The organism is Paenarthrobacter sp. FR1 (genome assembly GCF_051106045.1).
In the GTDB taxonomy this organism is placed as follows: domain Bacteria; phylum Actinomycetota; class Actinomycetes; order Actinomycetales; family Micrococcaceae; genus Arthrobacter; species Arthrobacter nitroguajacolicus_A.
The window spans coordinates 323448-343546 of sequence record NZ_JBPFSF010000003.1 but is presented as its reverse complement, the minus strand read 5'-3'; the positions used below and the strand labels follow the sequence as shown (position 1 = coordinate 343546).

The window sequence follows — 20099 nt, the reverse complement described above, 5'->3', positions numbered from 1 at the left end:
ACACCATGAGCGGACACGGCGCGCCCACCATCGACCTCACCACACTCAACCCCGAGGAAACCTCGCAGCTGAAGCTCGCCATCGTGGCGGCCAGTTGGCATACCCAGATCATGGACGGACTGGTAGACGGTGCCCTTCGCGCGGCCAAAGAAGCCGGCATCGCTGAGCCCACCTTGCTGCGTGTTCCGGGAAGCTTCGAACTCCCGGTCGCGGCAGCGCGGCTGGCACCGCACTTTGACGCCGTGGTTGCGCTCGGCGTCGTGATCCGTGGCGGCACGCCGCACTTCGACTACGTCTGCCAGGCCGCGACGTCGGGACTCACCGATGTCAGCGTCCGCACCGGCGTGCCGGTTGGCTTCGGCGTACTCACCTGCGACACCGAACAGCAAGGTCTTGACCGTGCCGGCCTTCCCGGTTCCCAGGAAGACAAGGGCCACGAAGCCGTAACGGCCGCCCTTGCCACGGCGGTGACCCTCAAGCAATTCAGCTAGGCGTATTGCCCTCAGCGGGTGCCGGAAGGGATGTGAGTGTGTCTTCACTCACATCCCTTCCGTCATGCAGCGCCCCAACAAGCGGCACCAGCCCCGGAGCAAGTAGTCTGGAGGGCGTGAAGAATTTCGAGACGCTGTTCGCAGAACTGAGTGAGAAAGCAGCGACCCGCCCGGCAGGTTCGCGCACGGTGACCGAACTGGACTCCGGAATCCACGGCATCGGCAAGAAGGTGGTCGAAGAGGCCGCCGAAGTCTGGATGGCCGCGGAGTACGAATCGGACGAGGCCGCTGCTGAGGAAATCTCCCAGTTGCTGTACCACCTGCAGGTCCTCATGCTCGCCAAGGGCCTCAGCCTGGAAGACGTTTACAAGCATCTCTAGCCACGCCACTTCGCCCTCCCGGGGCGAAGCCAAACGCGTGGCCGATGTGCCTGAAACCTCCATTCCAAAAAGAAAGTCTCCCCAATGCTCCGTGTAGCAGTCCCCAACAAGGGATCCCTGTCCGAAGCCGCCTCGGCAATGCTGTCCGAGGCCGGTTACCGCCAGCGCCGCGATTCGCGTGAGCTGGTGATGGTTGATCCCGACAACGACATCGAGTTCTTCTTCCTCCGTCCCCGCGACATTGCTGTTTACGTAGGCCAGGGCACCCTGGATGTCGGCATCACCGGCCGGGACCTCCTCCTTGACGCAAAGGTGGAAGCCGAAGAACTGCTTCCCCTGGGATTTGCCCCCTCGACATTCCGGTTCGCTGGCCCCGTGGGCGACTTCACCGGCGTCGAGCAGCTCGAAGGCAAGCGCCTGGCCACCAGCTACGACGGTCTCCTGCGCGACTACCTCCAAGAGCGCGGCGTCAACGCCAAGGTTGTCCGCCTTGATGGCGCGGTGGAATCCTCTGTACGTCTCGGCGTCGCGGACGCGATCGCCGACGTCGTGGAGACCGGTAATACGCTCAAGGCCGCCGGCATGGAAATCTTCGGCGATCCCATCCTGAAGTCCGAGGCCGTGCTGATCCGCCGCTCCGGTTCCGGTGGTGCTGCCAACGGAACAGCCAAGGAAATCGAGATCCTGATTCGCCGCCTGCAGGGTGTCCTCGTGGCGCGCCAGTACGTGCTGATGGACTACGACATCCGTAAGGACCTCGTTGAAGACGCCGCCGCGTTGACCCCAGGCCTTGAATCTCCCACTGTATCGCCGCTCCGGGATTCCGAGTGGGTTGCCGTACGGTCCATGGTTCCCAAGAAGGAAACCAACCGCATCATGGACGAACTCTACGACCTCGGAGCACGCGCCATCCTGGTCAGCAGCATCCACGCCTGCCGCATCTGATCCCGGACATCGATCAAGCAGAGCCCAGCAGAATCTAGGAGCAGCACATGGCTGTAGCCGTACGCGTCATTCCTTGCCTGGACGTAGACGCAGGCCGCGTCGTCAAAGGCGTTAATTTCGAAGGCCTTCGGGACGCCGGCGATCCGGTGGAGCTCGCGCACCGGTATGACAATGGCGGGGCGGACGAACTGACGTTCCTCGACGTCACTGCGTCCTCGGGTAACCGCGAAACCACCTTCGATGTTGTCCGTCGCACTGCCGAAGAAGTGTTTATTCCGCTGACCGTGGGCGGTGGCGTCCGCGGTGTGGCGGAGGTGGACAAGCTCCTGCGCTTCGGTGCAGACAAGGCATCCATCAATACTGCGGCAGTCGCACGGCCGGACGTGATTGACGAAATCACCCGCCACTTCGGCTCGCAGGTACTGGTGCTCTCCGTGGATGCCCGCCGCACCCGCGAAGGTGACGTCCCGACGTCGTCCGGTTTTGAAGTAACCACCCACGGAGGCCGCACCGGCACCGGAATCGATGCCGTCGCCTGGGCCAAAGAAGCCGCAGACAGGGGAGTGGGAGAAATCCTGCTCAACTCGATTGACGCCGACGGTACCAAGGACGGTTTCGACCTTGAGCTGATCCGCCTGGTTCGCGCAGCCGTGAACATCCCGATCATCGCCTCGGGCGGTGCCGGGGTGCCTGCGCATTTCCCGCCAGCTGTTGAAGCCGGCGCGGACGCCGTGCTGGCAGCCTCTGTGTTCCACTTCGGTCCGGACGATATGATCGCCCAGGTCAAGGGAGCGATCCGTGCGGCAGGTTTCGAGGTCCGCTAGTCTGAGCGTTCAAACAGCAATGGAGGGTCACCGCAGGGTGACCCTCCATTCCTGTTATGTCCTGTGGGTGGTTAGAGGCCGATGTCTGCGGACTGCAGAAGTGCGACGGCGTCCGGCTGGCCTTCGAAAGTGACCAGGGCCTGACTGGTGCGGCCATGCGCATGCATGAGCAGTTCGCCCGGCTCGCCAACGATGGCCACGGAAACTGGAGCGCGCTTGGCGACATGCCGGGGGCCGGTAGGCCGTACCAGGACGATGCCGAGATCCACTCCGCGGTACAGGAAGGCCGCGCGCTTGATCAGTTCGTCCCAGAGTGCGTCCGAATAGGCTTCGTCGAGTGCTCGGGGCGCCCAACGATCACCGGCGCGGCGGATGTCTTCGGTGTGCACAAAATACTCGATGAGGTTGGACGTCTCATCCAGGGCTTTGATCTTCAAAGGAGATAAGGCTGGAGGTCCCGCGCGGAAAGTTTTCACGAGATCGGCGTAGGCGTCCGTGTTCTTCAGCTTGGCTGCGAGCTTGGACGTTGCCTTCTCGGACGCCTTGCCCAAGCTGGGGATCAGGAGCCCCAGGCCCACCGCGATTTTCCGTTCGCGAAGATACAAGTGCGCAGCGAGGTCCCGTGTCTGCCACCCTTCGCAGAGCGTGGGGGAGTCAGGCCCGGCCGCCAGCAGGGTTTCGGCCAGTACTTCTCGGGAGGGATCGACGAAATGCATCACTTGTGAAACTAGCACGATCAGGCCACTCTTGCGCAGTGGAACCGCCGCAGAATCCGGCTCCCGCCAAAGGCACTAGACTTAATCCGATGTCAGAGCAGTCCGCCCCCAGCCCAACTCCTGCCCCGGAGCTTTCCAGCGACCCCGCAGGTCCCTTGCCGCAGGAGATCGCAAACGCCCTCAAGCGTGACGCCGCCGGCCTCGTTGCCGCTATCGTCCAGCAGCACGACACCAACGAGGTCCTGATGCTCGGCTGGATGGACGACGAAGCGCTGCACCGCACCATGACCTCCGGGCGCGTCACGTTCTACTCCCGCTCCCGCCAGAAGTACTGGCGTAAGGGCGACACCTCCGGACACGTACAGTTCGTGAAGTCTGTCGCCCTGGACTGCGACGGCGATGCCCTCCTGATCCGCGTGGACCAGATCGGCGCAGCCTGCCACACCGGAACCCGGACCTGCTTCGATGGTCGAGACTTCAGTGTCGTTACGGGCCACCGCGACTAAGGCATCCACCACTTTCCACTGACGCACCACCTCAGACCAAAGGCGGAGAACTATAGCCATGCAGGACCTTGGAATCATCAGCCCGGGCCTGGAAGAGTTCCGCGAACTCGCCGTCCACAGCCGTGTCATCCCCGTGCGCCTCAAAGTCCTCGCAGACGCCGAGACTCCCATCGGCCTCTACCGGAAGCTGGCCAAGGGGCAGCCAGGGACGTTCCTCCTGGAATCAGCAGCGGTTGGGGGTGCGTGGTCCCGCTATTCCTTCATCGGTTCCAAGTCGCGCGCCACGCTGACAACCAAGGAAGGCCAGGCACACTGGGTCGGCGAACCACCTGTCGGTGTGCCGGTATCCGGTAACCCGGTGGAAGCGGTCCGCGACACTATTGCCGCTCTGCAGACGGACCGCTTCGAGGGGCTCCCGCCGTTCACTTCCGGCCTGGTGGGCTTCCTTGGGTGGGAAGCCGTTCGTCACTGGGAGCGGCTCACGTCTCCGCCCGAGGATGACCTGCAGTTGCCCGAGATGGCGCTGAACCTGGTGACCGACATGGCAGTCCACGACAATGTGGATGGAACCGTCCTCCTGATTGCCAACGCGATCAACTTCGATGACAGTTCCGACCGCGTGGACGATGCGTGGCACGACGCCGTGGCCCGGGTGAAAGGCTTGCTGGACCAGGTCAGCACACCGGTTGCCCAACCGGTGTCCGTGCTGGAGACGGCCGCTCTGGACTTCGCCTCCAGCGTGCAGGAGCGTTGGGACGAGGCCAAATACCTGGAAGCGATCGACCGCGGCAAAGAAGCAATCGTGGACGGTGAAGTTTTCCAAGTGGTGATCTCCCGACGCTTCGAAATGGAGTGTGCAGCGGATCCCCTGGATGTCTATCGCGTACTGCGCAACACCAACCCCAGTCCGTACATGTACCTCTTCAGCCTGCAAGATGCGGACGGCCGCGAGTATTCGATCGTGGGTTCATCGCCGGAGGCCCTGGTCACGGTGACCGGCGAGGAAGTCATCACGCACCCGATCGCCGGATCGCGTCCTCGTGGGAAGACCGTGGAGGCGGACAAAGCGCTGGCCACGGAACTTCTGGCAGACCAAAAGGAGCGTGCCGAGCACCTGATGCTGGTTGACCTGTCCCGCAACGACCTCTCCAAGGTGTGCGTGGCCGGTACCGTCGACGTCACCCAGTTCATGGAGGTGGAGCGGTTTAGCCACATCATGCACCTCGTTTCCACGGTGGTGGGCGAGCTCGCCCCCCAGGCCAAGGCCTACGACGTCCTGAAGGCCACGTTCCCTGCAGGCACGCTCTCCGGAGCGCCCAAACCGCGTGCTTTGCGCCTCCTCGACGAACTCGAACCACACCGTCGCGGAATCTACGGCGGTGTGGTGGGTTACCTGGACTTCGCCGGCGATATGGACATGGCCATTGCCATCCGGTCCGCCCTGCTCCGGGAGGGCCGCGCCTACGTTCAAGCCGGAGGTGGAATCGTAGCCGATTCGCATAAGCCTTCCGAGGCCTTGGAAACAGTGAACAAGGCTGCGGCACCCCTGCGGGCGGTCCACACTGCCGGTTCACTGCAGAACATTTCCGGTGAAACAGTGCGGGATGCAGGAATTGTCGACGGCGGGACTTCAGCCCCATGAGCACGGCCTCTTCCGCTCCAACCAGCACGAAGCCGCCACGGTGGGCGCGCAAGTCCACCCTGATCCTGGCCACGGCGGTCCTTGCGCTGGTGGTCTTTGGAACCACCACCCAGACGTGGATCGAGGTGCAATTGGACCCCACCGGTGCCTCCAACAGCAACCTCCACGTCCAAGGCAGCAAAGCCGCCACTGCCGTCACCGCCCTGGCGCTGGTTGCCTTGGCCGGCGGCTTGGCCGCCTCCATCGCCGGGAAGATCGCACGGTGGATCATTGCGGCCATCATCGCCCTGACTGCCGTAGGGATCATCCTGGCGGCCATTACGGTGCTGGGTGATCCGCTTGGTGCTGCACAGGGTTCCATTGCCGCAGCCACTGGCATCTCCGGAGGCCAGGCGAACGTGGCTGCGACGGCTTTCCCCATCATCGCCGTCTGCGCAGGCGTCCTGTTGGCCGTCTGCGCAGTCCTGTTGCCGTTCGCCGGGCGCCACTGGAAGTCACGCACCAAGTACGACGCTGCTGCCAGGAAACAGGGCAACGAACCCGTGGACGAGATTGACAGCTGGGACAGACTGTCGCGTGGTGAAGACCCTACCTAGCAGCGAAAATCGGGCTTTCGGGCCGGTCCGGCGCAACAAAAGCGCCCCGGCCGGTCCTGACGTCGGACGATGTCCCGGACGGCGTCAATAAATGGCAGAATGTAAGCAGTATTCATCCTGAGGAGATTCCACATGAGCAAAACCACAGTGTCCGCAAACCAAGCTGAATCCACCATGGCCAGCCACGCTGACGCCATTGGCCACGGTAATAGCCCGGCTGCCTGGACCTGCGTGATTGTGATGCTGGTTGGCGCCCTGATTTCCTCCATCGCTTTCGTCATCGCCAGCACGCCCATCTTTGTTGGCGGGCTGGTTGTCATGGTCATCGGCCTCATCGTGGGCTTGGTAATGCGCAAGGCGGGCTACGGAGTTGGCGGCAGCAAGCTGCAGAACAACGGCCACTAATCGTGACCGTTCTTGATGACATCATTGTTGGCGTCAAGGAGGAGATGGACGCCCGCCGCCGGCTCGTGTCCCTCGTCGAGCTGAAGGAGCGCGCCGCAGGTTCCGCTCCCGCCCGTGATGCCTGGGCCGCCTTGGGCGGTCCCTCCTCCGTGCGCAACGACCTCAAGGTCATCGCGGAAATCAAGCGGCGCAGCCCCTCCAAGGGCGACCTCGCGCCGATCGCCGACCCCGCGTCGCTTGCGGTGCAGTACGCCGACGGCGGAGCATCCGTCATCAGCGTCCTCACAGAACAGCGCCGTTTCGGCGGGTCGCTGGCCGATCTCGATGCTGTTCGTGCCGCCGTCGACGTTCCCCTGCTGCGCAAGGACTTCACCGTTGACGAGTACCAGATCTGGGAAGCCCGTGCCCACGGTGCCGACCTCATCCTGCTCATCGTGGCGGCCTTGTCCGACTCCGAGCTTGCCGAGTTCAGCGCACTGAGTCACGAGCTCGGCATGAACGTCCTGGTGGAAACCCACACCGAAGAAGAAATTGAGCGCGCCGTTGCGGCGAAGGCCAAGATTGTTGGCATCAACGTCCGCAACCTTAAGACGCTCGACGTCGACCGCTCGGTTTTCGGGTCTTTGGCGGGATTGATTCCGGCTGGGTCCGTCATCGTCGCGGAATCGGGTGTCAGGGGTCCAGAGGACGTATCGCATTACGCAGCGGGTGGTGCCAACGCCATCCTGGTGGGGGAGGCGCTGGTCAGCGACTCCACCCCACGCGAACGTATTACCGAATTCAAGGCAGCTGGAGCTGCAGCCATCGCCGTCAGGAACTGAGGCAGTAACTGAATCACGGCGAATAGTCATAAGGCAGCCCGGGCAAGCGCCCGCGGCTGCCTTGTGGCACGTGGAACTACCCAAAGAACTATCTGGAACAGGACGGTGAGACTGATGGTCGACGCGCCAACAGCCGGCTCAGAAGAGAATGCGGCCGACGCATTCCTGCAAGGGGGCCCTTCGCTGCGTAACGCCTCCGGGCCCTACTTTGGCAGCTATGGCGGACGCTGGATGCCTGAATCCCTCATCGCCGCCCTCGATGAAGTCCAGGACACCTTTGAGAAAGCCAAGGCTGATCCCGATTTTATCGCGCAGCTGAAGGACCTCAACAAGAACTACTCGGGCAGGCCGTCCTTGCTCACGGAGGCCAAGCGCTTCTCGGAGCACGCCGGTGGGGCACGCATCTTCCTTAAGCGGGAGGACCTCAACCACACCGGTTCCCACAAGATCAACAACGTACTGGGCCAAGCCCTTCTGGCGAAACGCATGGGCAAGACCCGCGTTATCGCTGAGACGGGCGCCGGACAGCACGGCGTGGCCAGTGCTACCGCCGCCGCCCTGTTGGGCCTCGAGTGCGTGGTCTACATGGGCGCTGAGGACTGCCGCCGCCAGGCGCTGAACGTGGCCCGCATGCAGCTGCTTGGGGCCACAGTGGTCCCTGTGACCAACGGTTCCCAAACGTTGAAGGACGCCATCAACGACGCCCTTCGTGACTGGGTTTCCAACGTGGAGCACACGCATTACCTGCTGGGCACCGCCGCCGGCGCGCATCCTTTCCCCGCCATGGTCCGTTACTTCCATGAAGTCATTGGTGAGGAAGCCCGCGGCCAGATCCTGGAGCAGACCGGAAAGCTTCCGGACGCTATCTGTGCATGCATCGGTGGCGGCTCGAACGCCATTGGCTTGTTCCACGCGTTCCTGGATGACGCGTCTGTAAAGATCTATGGCTTTGAGGCCGGCGGCGAAGGCGTAGAGACCGGCCGGCATGCTGCAGCCATCTCCCTGGGCCGCCCGGGCGTACTGCACGGCGCCCGTTCGTACCTCATGCAGGATGAAGATGGTCAGACCATCGAGTCCCACTCAATCTCGGCCGGTTTGGACTACCCCAGTGTTGGGCCCGAGCACTCGTACCTTGCGGACATCGGGCGGGTCACCTATGAGGCCGTCACCGACACCGAAGCCATGGACGCGTTCAGCCTCCTGTGCCGGACCGAGGGCATTATTCCTGCCATTGAGTCCTCGCACGCCTTGGCTGGTGCCATCAAGATTGGCCAGCGCCTCACAGCAGGCAAGGAAACGCCCTCCGACGTCTCCGTGATCGTCAATCTGTCCGGGCGTGGCGATAAGGATGTTGAGACGGCTGCCGCCTGGTTCAACATGTTGGACGAGGAAGGGCACGTCAGGGGCACCACGTTGTCCACACGCAAGCCCAAGGGACCCACAGACCGTACGTCCGAAGCAACCGCGGACGTCAACGAGGACCAGAAGTGATGACTGAACAATTCGCCAGCAAATCCGCTGCCGCCATTGACCGGGCCAAGTCCGAAGGCCGCGCAGCCCTGGTGGGCTACCTGCCTGCGGGTTACCCGACGGTACGGGAGAGCATCGAGGCCGGTATTGCGCTGGCCCGCAACGGCGCTGACCTCATCGAAATCGGCATCCCTTACTCGGATCCTGTGATGGACGGCCCCGTCATCCAGGCCGCCACCACCGAAGCCATCTCCAATGGCTTCCGCGTTGCGGACGTTTTCGACGTCGTTGCCGGGATTACCGCTGCAACTGACGCCGCGGTCTTGGTGATGACGTACTGGAACCCGGTCATGCGGATGGGCGTTGACGAGTTCTCCCGCCGCCTGGCCGAAGCCGGGGGAGCAGGGCTCATTACGCCGGACCTCATTCCGGACGAAGCCTCAGAATGGTTTGAAGCCTCGGACAAGTACGGACTGGACCGGGTGTTCCTCGTGGCACCCTCATCGACTCCCGAACGCCTCGACATGACAGTCAAGGCCAGCCGCGGATTCGTCTACGCGGTCTCGATCATGGGCGTCACCGGAACACGCACTTCGGTCAGCAGCAGCGCGGAAGACGTCGTCGCCCGCGCCCATGCAGCCGGAGCGGAGCGGGTCTGTGTTGGTTTGGGTGTCTCCAACCCGGACCACGTCCGTGAAATCGCCGCCTATGCCGACGGCGTCATCGTTGGCACCGCCCTGGTGGCGGCCCTCCGCGACGGCGGCGTGGACGCCGTCGGGCAACTCACCAAGAACCTCAGCGCCGGCCTGGGCCGCGCAGCTGCAGAAGCCTAGGAAAAGGAAACAGCGAAGCGAATGCAGACCGTCCTCCACGCAGCGGCAATGGTCCCCCTGAGTATCCCGAGCCCGTCGTGGTCCGGTTTCGACATTCCGCTGCCGTGGGGGACGTTGCGTATCCACGCCTACGCTCTCTGCATCCTGGCGGGCATCATCGTGGGCCTTTGGTTGACCTCGGCCCGATGGAAGCGCAGGGGCGCCCCTGAAGGAAGCCTGTGGGACATTGCCATCTGGGCGATCCCGTTCGGCATCATCGGTGGACGCCTTTACCACGTGTTCTCGTCTCCCGACGCCTACTTCGGTCCTGGCTTCGACGGCACGGGAGACCTCTCGCTGATTCCGCAGATTCAGCGTGGCGGGCTTGGCATCTGGGGTGCGGTGATCCTCGGCGCCGTGGGTGCTTGGATTGGCTGCCGGCGCGCAGGCGTCAAGCTGACGGCGTTCCTGGACGCAGCAGCGCCCGGCCTCCTGCTGGCGCAGGCCATCGGCCGCCTGGGCAACTGGTTCAACCAAGAGCTCTTCGGTGCGCCCACCACCTTGCCGTGGGGCCTGGAGATTGATCCTGCCAATGCCAATTTCCCGGCCGACATGGCTGCGGGCACCCTCTTCCACCCGACGTTCCTTTACGAGATGGTGTGGAACCTGGTTGGCGTCGCCATCCTCTTGCTGCTGGACAAGAAGTTCAGCTTCCGTTGGGGTCGCTTGTTCTGGCTGTACGCCGTGTACTACACCCTTGGCCGTGTTTGGATCGAGGCTCTCCGCATTGATGACGCAGAGCAAATCACCCTGTTCGGCATCACCACCAGGCTCAACGTGTGGACCAGCATCTTGGTCTTCATCGTGGCACTGGCGATCTTCTTCGCCCTCGGCCGACGTGGCCGGCCGGTGCCCGACACCCCATATTTGCCGGGCCGGGAGCCAGAAGAGAAGGCCGAAAACGACCCCTCTGCGGTGACGAGCGTCACCAGTCATGATGTGGACGCATCTGTCTCAGATACTGGTTCGCGTGGTAATCTCCCAGATAACCAAAGCGATCCGGGCCACGTTGACGAGCCGCAGGATGCAGCAGGGGATTCTACGAAGGACACCACGTCCGCCGCGGATTCCACACCTGCTGCGACTGCCGCGAGGAAGGCCCCCGGATCCTCGCCGAAGGCAGACGACACCAAGTAGTCGCCGTCGGTTCAGGGGCAACAGAGTCACCGCTCGTAGGGCCCAGTCCACAGCGTCGTGGCACCCCGGAAACCGGATCGCAGCATACCGATGTTCACTGGTCAAGCCGGGGCCAGAGGTCTGCGTAACTGTTCGTTGCGCTGGATCGGCTGGCCTACAATTCCAATAACTAGCGCTTTGTTGTGCCCGTCACAGGGCAGGCAAGGTGGGGCCAACGTTGTCCCTTCCATACGCACGATCTCGAGGAAGGACGTCTCCCATGACCCATCTTCATAACCCCGGTTGGTCCGAAAATATCGAACCTCAGGGTGCCATGTCTCCGTTCAAGCGCTTTGCCGCGCTCCCGGAGGCCCAGGGTCTTTACAACCCTGATAAGGAGAAGGACGCCTGCGGCTTGGCTATTATTGCCACGCTCCGCGGGGAACCGGGATACGACATCGTGGAAGCGGCACTGACCGCCCTCCGCAATCTCGAACACCGCGGCGCCGTGGGCGCCGACGAAGGTACCGGCGACGGTGCGGGCCTGCTCATGCAGGTTCCGGACGAGTTCTTCAGGGCCGTCACCGAATTTGAACTGCCTGCCCCCGGACAGTACGTTGTGGGCACTGCCTTCCTGCCTGCTGAATCCCGCGAAGCAGACAACGCGAAGGCCGGCATTGAGGCGCTTGCTGCCGACGAGGGCCTCACAGTCCTCGGCTGGCGTGAAGTGCCCGTCGTGGCCGACCTCGTTGGCGCCATGGCGCGGGCTTGCATGCCGTACTTCGCGCAGCCCTTCTTTGCTTCGGCCACCGGCGAGCAGCTCGAACACAATGAGCTGGATTCCCGTGCCTGGCGAATCCGCAAGCGCGCCCAGAACAAGTTCGGCGTGTACTTCCCGTCGCTGTCCTCGCGCACCATTGTGTACAAGGGCATGCTGACCACGGCCCAGCTTGAGCCGTTCTACCCGGACCTTTCGGACAAGCGCTTCAAGACGAAACTCGCCATTGTGCACTCGCGCTTCTCCACCAACACGTTCCCGTCGTGGCCATTGGCGCAGCCTTTCCGCACCATCGCGCACAACGGTGAAATCAACACGGTCAAGGGAAACCGCAACTGGATGCGTGCGCGCCAGTCGCAGCTTGCCAGCCCTCTGCTGGGTTCCGTGCCCGAGGAGCTGTACCCGATCTGCACCCCGGGTGCCTCGGACTCCGCTTCGTTCGACGAAGTAGCCGAGCTCCTGTGGCTCTCCGGCCGCCCCATCACGCACTCCATCATGATGATGATCCCGGAAGCGTGGGAGAACCACGCCACCATGGATCCCGCCCGCCGCGCGTTCTACGAGTACCACTCACTGCTCATGGAGCCGTGGGACGGTCCTGCTGCTGTCTCCTTCACCGACGGCAACCTCGTTGGTGCAACGTTGGACCGCAATGGCCTGCGCCCGGGACGCTACTGGATCACCGAAGACGGCCTGATCATCTTCGCCTCCGAAGTCGGCGTGATCGAGGTTGAGCCTTCCAACGTGGTCAAGAAGGGACGCGTAGCTCCCGGCAAGATGTTCCTGGTGGACACTGAGGCCGGCCGCATCATTGACGACGCCGAGGTCAAGGCCGAGGTCGCCGCCGCCAATCCCTGGGCTGAGTGGCTCAAGGACAACCTGATCGACATCAACGAGCTCCCCGAACGCGAGCACGTGGTCCACACGGCTGCCTCCGTGAACATCCGTCAGCGCACTTTCGGTTACACCACCGAAGAGCTGAAGATCCTGCTTGGCCCGATGTCCCGCACCGGTGCCGAGCCCCTGGGTGCCATGGGTTCAGACACTCCCGTTGCCGTGCTCTCCAAGCGTCCGCGCTTGTTGTTTGACTACTTCGTGCAGTCCTTCGCCCAGGTCACCAACCCGCCGTTGGATGCCATCCGCGAAGAGCTGGTTACCTCGCTGAAGTGCGCGATTGGTCCGAACGGTAACCTGCTGGACGGCAAGCAGGTCCGGCAGCCGCAGATCTCGCTGCCGTTCCCCGTGATCAACAACGACCAGCTCGCCAAGATCGCGAATATCGAAAGCCCCGACGGCGACCGCATCGCCATGAAGGTCCGTGGCCTATACCGCCCCGAAGGTGGGGAAGCGGCACTGCGTGCCCGCCTGACCGAGATCTGCGAGCAGGTTTCCGGTGCGATCAACCGTGGCGTGCAGTACGTTGTGTTGTCCGACCGTGACTCGAACGCCCAGTGGGCGCCGATTCCTTCGCTGCTCCTTGTCAGTGCAGTCCACCACCACTTGCTCCGCAGCGCCAACCGCACCAAGACCGCACTTGTGGTGGAGGCCGGCGACGTCCGCGAGACGCACCACGTGGCAGTACTTATCGGTTACGGCGCTTCGGCCGTGAACCCGTACCTTGCCATGGAGTCGGTGGAACAGCTGATCTCCAACGGCGACGTTGTGGGTGTGACTCCGGAAGACGGCGTCTACAACCTCATCAAGGGCCTGGGCAAGGGCGTCCTGAAGATCATGTCCAAGATGGGTATCTCCACTGTGGCTTCGTACACGGGTGCCCAGACGTTCGAAGCACTTGGCCTGTCGCAGGAACTCGTGGACGAATTCTTCTCCGGAACGCATTCCCAGCTGGGCGGCGTTGGCTTGGACGTCATCGCAGCCGAGGTTTCAGCCCGGCACCAGATGGCATACCCGGAAGGTGGCATCGAACACCCGCACCAGCCGCTGCTCGGCGGCGGCGAGTACCAGTGGCGTCGTGATGGCGAACCCCACCTCTTCAACCCGGAGACGGTGTTCCGCCTGCAGCACGCCACCCGCGAACGCCGCTATGACATCTTCAAGTCCTACACCAAGGGCATTGACGACCAGTCCGAGAACCTGATGACCCTCCGCGGTCTCCTCAAGTTCAAGAACGATGTCCGTCCGGCTGTTCCGCTCGAAGAAGTGGAACCCGTTTCCAGCATCGTCAAGCGTTTCTCCACGGGTGCCATGAGCTATGGCTCCATCTCCAAGGAAGCGCACGAGACACTCGCAATCGCCATGAACCGCCTGGGCGCCAAGTCCAACACCGGTGAAGGTGGCGAGGACGTGGACCGCCTGCTGGATCCGGAGCGCCGTTCCGCGATCAAGCAGATCGCATCCGGCCGCTTCGGTGTGACCAGCCTCTACCTGACCAACGCCGACGACATCCAGATCAAGATGGCACAGGGCGCCAAGCCTGGCGAAGGTGGCCAGCTGATGGCCCAGAAGGTTTACCCCTGGGTTGCCCGGACGCGCCACTCAACCCCCGGCGTTGGACTCATTTCCCCGCCCCCGCACCACGACATCTACTCGATCGAAGACCTCGCGCAGCTCATCTATGATGCCAAACGCGCCAACCCTTCGGCCCGAGTGCATGTGAAGCTGGTTTCGGAGGTCGGGATCGGCACGGTGGCGTCCGGCGTCACCAAGGCGAAGGCCGACGTCGTACTTGTTTCAGGTCACGACGGCGGTACCGGCGCCTCGCCTCTGAACTCGCTGAAGCACGCGGGTGTGCCGTGGGAACTCGGCCTTGCCGAGACCCAGCAGACCCTGATGCTGAACGGTCTCCGTGACCGTGTTGTGGTTCAGGTGGATGGCCAGCTCAAGACCGGCCGCGACGTGGTCATCGCTGCCTTGCTGGGTGGAGAAGAGTACGGTTTCGCCACTGCTCCGCTGGTGGTTTCGGGCTGCATCATGATGCGCGTTTGCCACTTGGATACCTGCCCTGTCGGTGTTGCCACGCAGAACCCCGAACTCCGTTCCCGGTTCAACGGCAAGCCCGAATTCGTGGTCAACTTCTTCGAGTTCCTCGCAGAAGAAGTCCGCGAAATCCTCGCCGAGCTCGGTTTCCGCAGCCTGGAAGAGGCCATCGGCCACGCTGAGGTCCTGGACACCCGTGAGGCGATCGACCACTGGAAGGCCGAAGGCCTGGACCTCGATCCCATCCTGCACGGCCTGGAATTCGACGACGACGTGCCGCTGCGCAACATGACCGGCCAGAACCACGAGCTGGACAAGCACTTTGACCAGCGACTGATCACCATGGCCCAGGAAGCGCTCAGCGACCGCATGCCCGTCAAGATCACCCTGGATGTCATCAACACGGACCGTTCCGTGGGCACGATGCTCGGCCACGTGGTGACCAAGACGTTCGGCACCGATGTGTTGGCGACAGACACGATTGACGTGACGCTGAACGGCACTGCCGGGCAGTCCCTTGGTGCCTTCCTGCCCGCCGGCATCACGCTGCGCATGTTTGGGGACTCCAACGACTACGTCGGCAAGGGCCTTTCGGGTGGCCGCATCATCGTTCGCCCGGACCGCACCAACGTGTTCCAGGCAGAACGCAACGTCATCGCCGGCAACGTCATAGGCTACGGTGCCACCAGCGGTGAAATGTTCCTCCGTGGACAGGTGGGCGAACGCTTCCTGGTCCGCAACTCCGGGGCGACTGCCGTCGTCGAAGGCATTGGCGATCACGGTTGCGAATACATGACCGGTGGCCAGACGCTGATCATCGGCCGCACCGGCCGCAACTTCGGTGCCGGCATGTCCGGTGGTACGGCATACGTGCTGGACCTGCAGCCTGAGCGCGTCAACAAAGCAGCCCTCGATACCGGCGAACTCCAACTCCTGGAGCTCGACGCCGAGGACCGCGACATTGTCCACGGCCTGCTCACCAAGCACGTCGAGGAAACCGAATCCGTCCTGGCCGGCCGTCTGCTCGAGAACTTCGACGACACTGCCGCCCGCATCACCAAAGTGCTGCCGCGCGACTACGCCGCAGTCCTGCAAACCCGTCTCGACGCCATCGAAGAGGGCCTTGACCCCGATGGCGAAGAAGTATGGTCTCGAATCCTGGAGGTAACCGGTGGCTGATCCACGCGGATTTCTGAAAGTCCGGCAGCGCGAGACGCAGCCACGCCGTCCCGTTCCCGTCCGTATCATGGACTGGAAAGAAGTGTACGAAGCCCAGGAAAAGGGCGTCCTGAAAAGCCAGGCAGGACGCTGCATGGACTGTGGCGTTCCGTTCTGCCACCAGGGCTGCCCGTTGGGCAACCTGATTCCCGAGTGGAACGACCTCGTATGGCGGGACAAGGGTGAAGAAGCGATCGAGCGTCTTCACGCAACGAACAACTTCCCGGAATTCACGGGTCGGTTGTGTCCCGCACCCTGCGAAGCGTCCTGCGTGCTGGGCATCAACCAGCCTGCCGTGACCATCAAGCAGGTTGAGGTCTCCATCATCGACCAGGCCTTCGACAACGACTGGGTCCAGCCCCTTCCGCCGACGCGCCTCACCGGCAAGACGGTCGCCGTCGTCGGTTCCGGCCCCGCCGGCCTGGCCGTTGCGCAGCAGCTGACGCGTGTTGGCCACACCGTTGCCGTGTACGAGCGTGACGACAAGATCGGCGGCCTGCTCCGCTACGGCATCCCCGACTTCAAGATGGAGAAGGAACAGGTTGACCGCCGCCTGGAGCAGATGAAGGCCGAAGGTACGCGGTTCCGCACCGGAGTAGCCGTCGGTACGGACGTGACCTGGGAACAGTTGCGTCGGCGTTACGACGCCGTGGTGGTCGCCACCGGGGCTACCGTCCCGCGCGACCTGCCCATCCCCGGCCGTGACCTCGACGGCGTGCACTTCGCCATGGACTACCTGGTTCCTGCGAACCGCGTCGTGGCGGGGGAGACCCCCGAGAACCACATCGATGCCCGCGGCAAGCACGTTGTCATCCTCGGTGGTGGCGATACCGGTGCTGACTGCATTGGCACCGCACACCGTCACCAGGCTGCTTCGGTGACCACGCTCGCGATCGGCAAGCAGCCGCCAGCCGAGCGTGCAGCGCATCAGCCGTGGCCCACCTTCCCCACCCTCTTCGAGATGGCCAGCGCCCACGAAGAAGGCGGCGAGCGTACATACCTTGCGTCCACCGTTGAGTTCGTTGGTGAAAACGGCAAGCTCACCGGAGTCAAGGTTGCTGAAACCGAGTTCGTGGACGGCAAGCGCCTGCCCAAGGCCGGTACGGAGCGGATTATTCCTGCTGACCTGGTGTTCTTGAGCCTCGGCTTCACCGGCCCCGAGCCGGCTGGAATCACCGAGCAGGTCAGCGCAGAATTCGACGGTCGGGGCAACGTTGCCCGCGACGGCTACTACATGACGAACACCGAGGGCGTGTTTGTTGCCGGCGATGCCGGGCGTGGCCAGTCACTGATTGTGTGGGCCATTGCGGAAGGCCGCGCCTGCGCGGCCGCAGTGGACAAGTTCCTGATGGGAAGCACCATTCTCCCGGCACCGGTCGCCCCCACCGACCGGGCGATAGCGGTCTTATAGCGCCGGCAGGAACAATCTTTAACTCAATCAGCATGACACTACTTAGGGTAGGTATATGAGACGCGCGAAAATTGTGGCAACTTTCGGCCCGGCTATCTCCAGCTTCGACAACACCCTCGCGGTGCTGGAGGCCGGCGTCGACGTTGCTCGCATGAACATGAGCCACGGCGACTACTCCGTGCACGACAACACCTACGAGAATGTCCGCAAGGCTGCCGCCCAACTCGGCAAGCCTGTGGCCATCATGGCCGACCTGCAGGGACCCAAGATCCGTTTGGGTCGCTTCGTTGACGGCCCCCACGAGCTGGCGGTCGGCGACACGTTCACCATCACCACCGAAGATGTCCCCGGCACCAAGGACATCTGCTCCACGACGCTTAAGAGCCTCACCGAGGACGTCAACGTCGGCGACGCACTGTTGATCGACGACGGCAAGGTGGCGCTGCGCGCCATCGAAGTTGACGACGTCAAAGTTGTTGCCACCGTTACGGTTGGCGGCAAGGTGTCCAACAACAAGGGCATCAACCTGCCCGGTGTTGCCGTCAACGTCCCCGCGCTGAGCGAAAAGGACGAGGACGACCTCCGTTGGGCCCTCAAGCGCGGTGCTGACCTCATCGCCCTCTCGTTCGTGCGTGATGCCTCGGACATCAAGCGCGTCCACGAGATCATGGATGAAGAAGGCCGCCGCGTTCCGGTGATCGCCAAGATCGAAAAGCCGCAGGCCGTGGAGCAGCTCCACGAAATCATCGACGCGTTCGACGCCATCATGGTTGCCCGTGGCGACCTCGGCGTTGAACTGCCGCTCGAAGAGGTGCCGATCGTCCAGAAGCGCGCCATCGAACTGGCACGCCGCTGGGCCAAGCCGGTCATCGTGGCCACCCAGGTCCTCGAATCGATGATCGACAACCCGCGTCCGACGCGCGCCGAGGCTTCCGACTGCGCCAACGCAGTTCTCGACGGTGCCGACGCAGTCATGCTGTCCGGCGAAACCTCCGTGGGCCAGTACCCGATCGAAACCGTCAAGGTCATGGCACGGATCATCGAATCCACCGAGGTACACGGTCTTGAGCGCGTCCCCCCGCTGGGTACCAAGCCCAAGACGCGCGGTGGCGCCATCACCCGTGCCGCCGTCGAAATCGCAGACCAGCTGGACGCCAAGTTCATCTGTACCTTCACGCAGTCCGGTGACTCCGCACGACGCCTCTCGCGCCTGCGCCCGGTCAAGCCGGTCTTCGCTTTCACTCCGGTGGAACACGTCTGGAACCAGCTGGCCCTCACCTGGGGCATCCAGCCGGTACTGGTCCCCACCGTGGGGCACACCGACGAGATGACCGCACAGGTTGACCGCAGCCTCCTGGACATGAAGATCGTGGACGAAGGCGACCTGGTTGTCATCGCTGCCGGTTCCCCTCCAGGACAAGCCGGTTCCACGAACTCGCTGAAGGTCCACAAGGTGGGCGACCTCGCCGACACCTCCGCCGTGGACTCGTCGCGCAAGGAGCCCGTTGGCCCGTGGCCTGAAAAGAAGTCCAAGACCAAGGCCTAGTCTTCCGGTTGTGATAGCGGACCCCGCCGTATGGCGGGGTCCGCTTTTTTATTCTTGTGCGAGTACGACGGCGGCCGCGCACCCCATGTGGGGTACGCGGCCGCCGTCGTGAGTTGCTGTTTGTTAGTTGACCTGGTTGATGATGGTTTCGGCAACCTCACGCATGCTGAGGCGGCGGTCCATGGAGGTCTTCTGGATCCAGCGGAAAGCTTCCGGCTCCGTCAGCCCCATCTTGGTGGTCAGGAGGCTCTTGGCGCGCTCTACGAGCTTGCGCGTGGCGAACTGCTCCTGAAGGTCGGACACCTCGTTTTCGAGCGCCTTGATCTCCTCGTGGCGGGAGAGGGCGATCTCGATGGCCGGGATAAGGTCTGCAGGGGAGAAGGGCTTGACGACATACGCCATGGCACCGGCGTCGCGTGCCCGCTCCACCAGTTCCTTCTGGCTGAACGCGGTCAGCAGGACCACCGGAGCGATCCGGGCCTTAACGATCTTCTCAGCTGCCGAGATGCCATCCATGACGGGCATCTTGACGTCCATGAGGACGAGGTCAGGCTTGAGTTCCTCAGCCAGCTGCACGGCCTTCTCGCCGTTGTCTGCCTCGCCGACGACGTCGTACCCTTCGCCCTTCAGGATCTCGATAATGTCCAAGCGGATGAGGGTTTCATCCTCGGCTACGACAACGCGTCGGGCCGGCTGGGCTGTGGACGTGGACTCCGTCTGTTCGGTCACGAGATCTCCTTGAAAAGGTTCGGCGGGTTCATGTCCATCTTAGTGTGGACTCTTTGATGGCAGGTTTTTGTTGCATCAGCGCGCCCGGTTCTTTGAATCAGCCTATCTGCATGTATAGTAATTTCGCGTGCTGGGAAAGGATCGCGTTGCTCACAGAAGTGAGCAGTCAGCGAGATTTAACTTCCCGGTAATCCGCGCCCGAGTGGCGGAATTGGCAGACGCGCTGCACTCAAAATGCAGTATCGAAAGGTGTGTGGGTTCGAGTCCCACCTCGGGCACGGCATACCCCCTCGTCAGAGGGGGTTTTTGCTTTAACGTGTGTACATTCAGGTTGGTCAGGTCCCTCTGACACTGGCCGCGGGCAGTGCCTAGCGCCGCGGGTCGCCTGTTTGGTTGTGGGGGAGCGGGTTCAGGGTCGTGGCTGGTGGTCCCTCCGCTTGCTTTCGACTGGGGCTATGCGGTCCTTCCTTGGTTCGTCGGGTAGGTCGTGGTTGGCCTACACCTCTTCATGGGTAGGGATGCTGAGCCCGACATGACTTCGGGAACTTGCACTAAGAAATCCTGACTTCGGTTCGTTCCAGGAGCGAGGAGACGTGGATGGTGTCGGCTTTGTCAGGCCAAAATGGGTGTGGACATTGTCCACACTTAAATCGTCTTTATTGCCCCTGCTTGCGGCCATTAGAATCTGCCTCCTTG

17 protein-coding genes and 1 tRNA gene are annotated in these 20099 nt (G+C 62.9%); 16 read left to right on the top strand and 2 right to left on the bottom strand.

All coding sequences use genetic code 11. The features are described from left to right. Positions 1-5 precede the first annotated feature (5 nt). The 4 genes from ribH to hisF all read left to right on the top strand — a co-directional run bounded on the left by ribH (position 6) and on the right by hisF (position 2640). Complete coding sequence (ribH, locus tag ACR30Z_RS08455) at positions 6-491, top strand: 6,7-dimethyl-8-ribityllumazine synthase (protein ID WP_144652397.1); 486 nt, start codon at positions 6-8, stop codon at positions 489-491. A 116-nt stretch (positions 492-607) separates the two neighbouring features. Then, positions 608-871, top strand: coding sequence for a phosphoribosyl-ATP diphosphatase (locus tag ACR30Z_RS08450; protein WP_144652396.1), 264 nt, complete (start codon positions 608-610; stop codon positions 869-871). An 84-nt stretch (positions 872-955) separates the two neighbouring features. After that, complete coding sequence (gene hisG, locus ACR30Z_RS08445; RefSeq protein WP_144652395.1) at positions 956-1816, top strand: ATP phosphoribosyltransferase; 861 nt, start codon at positions 956-958, stop codon at positions 1814-1816. A gap of 47 nt (positions 1817-1863) precedes the next feature. Continuing rightward, complete coding sequence (gene hisF, locus ACR30Z_RS08440) at positions 1864-2640, top strand: imidazole glycerol phosphate synthase subunit HisF (protein ID WP_434372091.1); 777 nt, start codon at positions 1864-1866, stop codon at positions 2638-2640. A gap of 71 nt (positions 2641-2711) precedes the next feature. Here hisF and ACR30Z_RS08435 read toward each other — a convergent pair whose 3' ends face one another. Next, positions 2712-3356 (bottom strand): TIGR03085 family metal-binding protein, encoded by a 645-nt coding sequence (locus ACR30Z_RS08435; protein ID WP_144652464.1) that lies wholly within the window; start codon positions 3354-3356, stop codon positions 2712-2714. A gap of 89 nt (positions 3357-3445) precedes the next feature. Here ACR30Z_RS08435 and hisI point away from each other — a divergent pair, with 89 nt between their 5' ends. From hisI to pyk, 11 genes are all read left to right on the top strand, one after another. Beyond that, complete coding sequence (hisI, locus tag ACR30Z_RS08430) at positions 3446-3862, top strand: phosphoribosyl-AMP cyclohydrolase (protein WP_434372090.1); 417 nt, start codon at positions 3446-3448, stop codon at positions 3860-3862. Between the two features lie 58 nt (positions 3863-3920). Further along, positions 3921-5504, top strand: a complete 1584-nt coding sequence (locus ACR30Z_RS08425; RefSeq protein ID WP_434372088.1) for an anthranilate synthase component I — start codon at positions 3921-3923, stop codon at positions 5502-5504. Next, positions 5501-6100 carry a Trp biosynthesis-associated membrane protein gene (locus ACR30Z_RS08420; protein ID WP_434372086.1) on the top strand — a complete coding sequence of 200 codons (600 nt, stop codon included), beginning with the start codon at positions 5501-5503 and terminating at the stop codon, positions 6098-6100. The genes ACR30Z_RS08425 and ACR30Z_RS08420 overlap by 4 nt, the downstream gene beginning before the upstream one ends. Before the next feature lie 132 nt (positions 6101-6232). After that, positions 6233-6505, top strand: a complete 273-nt coding sequence (locus ACR30Z_RS08415; protein WP_090825336.1) for an HGxxPAAW family protein — start codon at positions 6233-6235, stop codon at positions 6503-6505. Between the two features lie 2 nt (positions 6506-6507). Continuing rightward, the gene (trpC, locus tag ACR30Z_RS08410) at positions 6508-7326 is read left to right on the top strand and encodes an indole-3-glycerol phosphate synthase TrpC (protein WP_144652390.1); all 819 of its coding nucleotides are present in this window, start codon (positions 6508-6510) and stop codon (positions 7324-7326) included. A gap of 114 nt (positions 7327-7440) precedes the next feature. After that, a complete protein-coding gene (gene trpB / locus ACR30Z_RS08405) occupies positions 7441-8817 on the top strand; it encodes a tryptophan synthase subunit beta (protein ID WP_434372083.1) in 1377 nt (458 codons plus the stop codon). Continuing rightward, positions 8817-9629, top strand: coding sequence for a tryptophan synthase subunit alpha (gene trpA / locus ACR30Z_RS08400; protein ID WP_144652388.1), 813 nt, complete (start codon positions 8817-8819; stop codon positions 9627-9629). The genes trpB and trpA overlap by 1 nt, the downstream gene beginning before the upstream one ends. A gap of 21 nt (positions 9630-9650) precedes the next feature. Continuing rightward, the gene (gene lgt / locus ACR30Z_RS08395; RefSeq protein ID WP_434372081.1) at positions 9651-10805 is read left to right on the top strand and encodes a prolipoprotein diacylglyceryl transferase; all 1155 of its coding nucleotides are present in this window, start codon (positions 9651-9653) and stop codon (positions 10803-10805) included. Positions 10806-11064: 259 nt separating this feature from the next. Next, a complete protein-coding gene (gene gltB, locus ACR30Z_RS08390) occupies positions 11065-15678 on the top strand; it encodes a glutamate synthase large subunit (protein WP_144652386.1) in 4614 nt (1537 codons plus the stop codon). Beyond that, positions 15671-17128 (top strand): glutamate synthase subunit beta, encoded by a 1458-nt coding sequence (locus ACR30Z_RS08385; RefSeq protein WP_144652385.1) that lies wholly within the window; start codon positions 15671-15673, stop codon positions 17126-17128. Before gltB ends, ACR30Z_RS08385 begins: the two co-directional genes overlap by 8 nt. 55 nt (positions 17129-17183) lie before the next feature. Then, a complete protein-coding gene (gene pyk, locus ACR30Z_RS08380) occupies positions 17184-18674 on the top strand; it encodes a pyruvate kinase (protein WP_144652384.1) in 1491 nt (496 codons plus the stop codon). A gap of 123 nt (positions 18675-18797) precedes the next feature. Here pyk and ACR30Z_RS08375 read toward each other — a convergent pair whose 3' ends face one another. Continuing rightward, the gene (locus ACR30Z_RS08375; RefSeq protein ID WP_011774540.1) at positions 18798-19403 is read right to left on the bottom strand and encodes an ANTAR domain-containing response regulator; all 606 of its coding nucleotides are present in this window, start codon (positions 19401-19403) and stop codon (positions 18798-18800) included. A 196-nt stretch (positions 19404-19599) separates the two neighbouring features. Here ACR30Z_RS08375 and ACR30Z_RS08370 point away from each other — a divergent pair. Next, positions 19600-19681, top strand: a tRNA-Leu gene (locus tag ACR30Z_RS08370). Positions 19682-20099 lie beyond the last annotated feature (418 nt).